The organism is Streptomyces calidiresistens (genome assembly GCF_014141525.1).
GTDB lineage: Bacteria > Actinomycetota > Actinomycetes > Streptomycetales > Streptomycetaceae > Streptomyces > Streptomyces calidiresistens.
In genome coordinates this window covers 1-408 of the sequence record NZ_VKHS01001601.1, presented here as the reverse complement: position 1 = coordinate 408, position 408 = coordinate 1, and the positions used below count along the sequence as shown (strand labels likewise).

Below are 408 nucleotides of genomic sequence, written 5' to 3'. Positions count from 1 at the left end.
GGGGGCGGGGGACTCCCCCACCGCCCCACCTACCGACCGGTCGGTTCGTCGGGGACCGGCCTCGGCACGGGGAAGCCGGGAGCCCCCGGCGGCGGCTTCCCCGACCCGTGCCCGGTACGCGGCCCGGCCGGCTTCGACGACGGCGCGGGCCGCCTCCCGGTGGGGGGAGGCCGGGAGGCGGCCCGGCGGGGCGAGTCTGGCCTCTGCCGCGCGCAGCGCGGTGGCCACCCGCCCGGGGGTGGGTCCGGAGGCGATGACCGCGACCTGCGCGTCGTGTCCGGCGACCCGGCTGGTGATCGCCGGCGCACGACGGCCGCGGAGGACCTGCGAACCGGTGGTTTCCGCCACGGGCTCCGGACGGACGCTCCCGAGGGGGAGGTCACCGGGATGGAGCGGGGGGAACCCGGG

At 80.4% G+C, this 408-nt stretch carries 1 protein-coding gene; it reads right to left on the bottom strand.

The window, feature by feature from the left end:
* Positions 1-348: hypothetical protein (locus FOE67_RS28445; protein WP_228474396.1), on the bottom strand; the 348-nt coding region annotated here is incomplete at its 3' end.
* Positions 349-408 lie beyond the last annotated feature (60 nt).